Origin of the sequence: Mesorhizobium sp. M7A.F.Ca.ET.027.03.2.1 (assembly GCF_003999175.1) — a bacterium.
Classification (GTDB): Bacteria; Pseudomonadota; Alphaproteobacteria; order Rhizobiales; family Rhizobiaceae; genus Mesorhizobium.
Genome location: NZ_RZOM01000925.1, coordinates 1 through 2485, shown reverse-complemented (window position 1 = coordinate 2485; position 2485 = coordinate 1). Strand labels below are relative to the sequence as shown.

Below are 2485 nucleotides of genomic sequence, written 5' to 3'. Positions count from 1 at the left end.
GAGATGTGCAATTCTCATGCATGACTCCCCCAATTGACTGCCTCCAGGGCATTTGCAGCGCCCGTCGGCAGCATATAGGAAAAAGCGATCCGATGGCATTGCCCGTTGCGGCAGCCGGTCCTGTTTCGTGGAGAGTTGGATTGAGAGCCTGCGTTCGCCTGTGTCTGTCCTTTGCCGCCCTGCTTGCCTCGCCGCTCACCGCTCGTGCCGAGTGGAAGCCGGTCGAGAAAATCGAGCCCTACGCGATCTCGGGCCGGTCCGGCGCCGAACTCTACCGCTCGATCGGCGAGAAAGGGCCAAAGCTCGGCATTGCCCGCGCCATCGCCTACACCAATTTCAAGCTGACCTGGGGGTTAAGGGACTACAAGCCCAGTGGCAAGGACTGCGTGCTGACGGCCGGGCGGCCGAAGCTGATCGTCACCTACACCTTGCCAAAACCCTCCGGCTCCCTGTCGCCCGCCGTCCAGAAGAACTGGGAAACTTTCATCGCCGGCGTAGCCGCCCATGAGAAGGTGCATGGCGCCAGCATGGTCCAGATGGTCCACGACATCCAAGCCGCGACGAACGGCCTGACCGTCGCCGACGATCCCAAATGCAGCAAGACAAGGGCCGAGGTGGTCAAGCGGCTCGACGCAATCTCGAAGGCGCGGGTGCTGGCAAGCCGCGATTTCGACCGCGTCGAATTCGGCGATGGCGGCAATTTACAGAAACTGGTTTTTTCGCTCGTGACCGGCCCCTGACTGCAGCGGACCGCAGTCCGAAGTTGACGGCAGTGCTATCTTCGACCGCTGGCGCAGGCCGCTTCGCCCAGCTCACCGCGTTTCAGCGCTCGCCCTCAGCTCCGCCCGCTTCTCGTCCGAGACGACGGCCAGATCCAGCACCTTCTGCAATTCGGCGGCATGGCGGAAGGACGGTTCGGCCTGCACGCCGGATCGCACCGCGTCAGTGAAACGCTGGTAGTTGGTCGGCACCGTGCCGGCGTCGAGCTCTTCCCATATGGCGTTCTCGACGTTTTCGCCGATGCAAGCCTTGAGCGTCGAACCATCCAGATTGTGCACCACTTCGATGCCGCCCTTCTCGCCATAGATGCGCAGGCGCAGCTCGTTGAGATGGCCAGTCGCCCAGCGGCTGGCATGCACCACGCCGAAGGCGCCGTTGGAAAAATCCAGCGTCATGGCGAAGCTGTCATTGGCGTCTAGCCCGTAGTCGCCGATGCGGTTGCCGGGCGCCTTGTCGAAGGCGCGCAGCCGGCAGAAGACATGGTCGATGTCGACGGCTGCGCCATAGCTGGCGAAATCGAGGATGTGGATGCCGACATCGCCAAGCACGCCGTTGGAGCCGTGGCCGCGTGACAGGCGCCACAGCCATTTCGGATCGGTGCGCCAGTCGCCCCAGAATTTCGACACCAGCCAGCTTTGCAGGTAGGACGCCTCGACATGCCTGACGGTGCCGATCTCACCCGCCTGCACCATCTGGCGGGCCTTCTGCAGCGCCGCCACATTGCGATAGGTGAGGTTCACCATGTTGACGATGCCGGCGGCCTCGGCGGCGTCGGCCATCTCGGTCGCCTTGCCATAGTTTTCGGCCAGCGGCTTCTCGCACAGCACCGGCTTGCCGGCGGCGACCAGCGCCATGGTGGTCGGGTGGTGGATGCGGTCCGGCGTGACATTGGCCACCGCGTCGAACTCACCCCATGTCAGCGCCTCATCCAGCGCGGTAAAGCGGTTGGGAATGTCAAAACTGTCGGCGAACTCGCCGACCCGTGCCGGATCGACATCGACCGCGCCGACGATGTCGACGCCGTCGATGGCGGTGAAGCGCCGCGCATGTTCCTGCGCCATCCAGCCGGTGCCGAGTATCAAAAGCCGCATTCTTTGCTCCTTGGGGTGAGATGCCGGGATCCCCTCCCGACCGACGCCCTCAAATAGCGCGTATGATGCCGCCGTCGACCCGGATGTTCTGGCCGGTGATGTAGCCGGCGCCTTCGGACGCCAGGAAGGCGATGGTCGCGGCGACCTCTTCCGAGGTTCCGTAGCGCTGCATCGGCACGCTGTCGCGGCGCTCCTCGGTGGCCGGCAGGCTGTCGATCCAGCCGGGCAGCACATTGTTCATGCGCACATTGTCAGCGGCATAGGTGTTGGCGAAGATCTTGGTGTAGGCGGCAAGCCCGGCGCGGAACACAGCGGACGTCGGAAACATCGGGCTCGGCTCGATCACCCAGGCGGTCGAGATGTTGATGATGGCGCCGCCCTTCTGCTTGACCATCTGCGGCGCCACGATGCGCACCGGACGGATGACGTTCAGCAGATAGACATCCATGCCGGTGTGCCATTGCTCGTCGGTGATTTCGAGGATCGGGGCGCGCGGCCCGTGGCCGCCGCTGTTCACCAGCACGTCGATGCGGCCAAAACGTTCGAGCGTCAGGTCGACGAGACGCTGCAGATCTTCATTGGATTGGTTGGAGCCGGTGACGCCCAGCCCGCCC

3 protein-coding genes are annotated in these 2485 nt (G+C 64.0%); 1 reads left to right on the top strand and 2 read right to left on the bottom strand.

Features of this window, described 5'->3' with window-relative positions; translation table 11 throughout:
- The first annotated feature begins 140 nt into the window (after positions 1–140).
- Positions 141–740 carry a DUF922 domain-containing Zn-dependent protease gene (locus tag EN750_RS29110; RefSeq protein ID WP_127398812.1) on the top strand — a complete coding sequence of 200 codons (600 nt, stop codon included), beginning with the start codon at positions 141–143 and terminating at the stop codon, positions 738–740.
- Between the two features lie 72 nt (positions 741–812).
- Here the strand turns inward: EN750_RS29110 and EN750_RS29105 are convergent, their stop codons facing one another.
- Both EN750_RS29105 and EN750_RS29100 read right to left on the bottom strand, forming a co-directional pair.
- The gene (locus tag EN750_RS29105) at positions 813–1871 is read right to left on the bottom strand and encodes a Gfo/Idh/MocA family oxidoreductase (RefSeq protein ID WP_127398811.1); all 1059 of its coding nucleotides are present in this window, start codon (positions 1869–1871) and stop codon (positions 813–815) included.
- Positions 1872–1920: 49 nt separating this feature from the next.
- Positions 1921–2485: SDR family oxidoreductase (locus tag EN750_RS29100; RefSeq protein ID WP_127398810.1), on the bottom strand; the 565-nt coding region annotated here is incomplete at its 5' end.

Bases quoted from the DNA above. Each gene is read 5' to 3' on its own strand.
- EN750_RS29105 (WP_127398811.1), bottom strand. From the start codon at position 1,871: ATGCGGCTTTTGATACTCGGCACCGGCTGGATGGCGCAGGAACATGCG.